Origin of the sequence: Pseudoalteromonas sp. 0802 (genome assembly GCF_013350085.1) — a bacterium.
In the GTDB taxonomy this organism is placed as follows: Bacteria; Pseudomonadota; Gammaproteobacteria; order Enterobacterales; family Alteromonadaceae; genus Pseudoalteromonas.
This window is the reverse complement of record NZ_JABVXE010000066.1, coordinates 1-909: the sequence shown is the minus strand read 5'-3', so window position 1 is coordinate 909 and position 909 is coordinate 1. Positions and strand designations below refer to the sequence as shown.

Below are 909 nucleotides of genomic sequence, written 5' to 3'. Positions count from 1 at the left end.
GGTGGGTCGTACTGGACTTGAACCAGTGACCCTCGCCTTGTAAGGGCGATGCTCTCCCAACTGAGCTAACGACCCATATCTAAAACAACTCATTGCTGCGTTGTTGTGGGGCGCTATTATAGATAGAGTTGTAAATGTGTCAACACTTGAATGAGTAAAAATGTGTTAGATGCAGCTTTTATAAACAATGACATGGCATTTAAGCATTTTTTGGCGAACAAATATGCAATTTATATTCATAAGCTTATATTTAGACTTGGATCTATAGCTTTATGACCTAGGTAAATCATTCCAAATGATATGAATACAGTAAATTTTTAAAACAGTTTTTTCATACCGATAAATTTGCATTAGTTAATTGCATTCTAGTTAGCACTATTAAAACAAAGCAGGGAAGGGGAAAGTCGTTTTATTTAAAGCTTTAAATAACGAATTTTATTTTGCATATAAATGTATACCTTTTTTTAGAGAGTAAACTCAAAAGCAGAGAGTCATTGATAACAAACCAGCGATGCAATTAGCCCAAAATAGCTAATTTGATAGCACTTTGTATAAAATACCTCCGCAACGGATTGATATTTAGTCAGCTTGTTGAAATTTAAATCATTTAAATAAACTTAGATAAAAAACTGTTGACTTTATTTGGGGGGCTGCATAGAATGCGCCCCGCACTCAGCGATACACAACCAACATTAATTGGTGGTGTGTATGCAAGTCGGGGCTATAGCTCAGCTGGGAGAGCGCTTCGCTGGCAGCGAAGAGGTCTGCGGTTCGATCCCGCATAGCTCCACCAGATTTGCATAGTGTTTGTCCTAGGGTTGCAGTTTTCTGCGTCCCCATCGTCTAGAGGCCTAGGACACCGCCCTTTCACGGCGGTAACAGGGGTTCGAATCCCCTTGGGGACGCCAC

The 909-nt window shown here is 39.9% G+C and carries 3 tRNA genes; 2 read left to right on the top strand and 1 reads right to left on the bottom strand.

What is annotated here, in order from left to right:
• Positions 1-2: 2 nt before the first annotated feature.
• Positions 3-75 (bottom strand) — tRNA-Val (locus tag HUS61_RS21135).
• A 642-nt stretch (positions 76-717) separates the two neighbouring features.
• Here HUS61_RS21135 and HUS61_RS21130 point away from each other — a divergent pair.
• Both HUS61_RS21130 and HUS61_RS21125 read left to right on the top strand, forming a co-directional pair.
• A tRNA-Ala gene (locus HUS61_RS21130) sits at positions 718-793 on the top strand.
• A 39-nt stretch (positions 794-832) separates the two neighbouring features.
• A tRNA-Glu gene (locus tag HUS61_RS21125) sits at positions 833-908 on the top strand.
• Position 909: the final 1 nt, after the last annotated feature.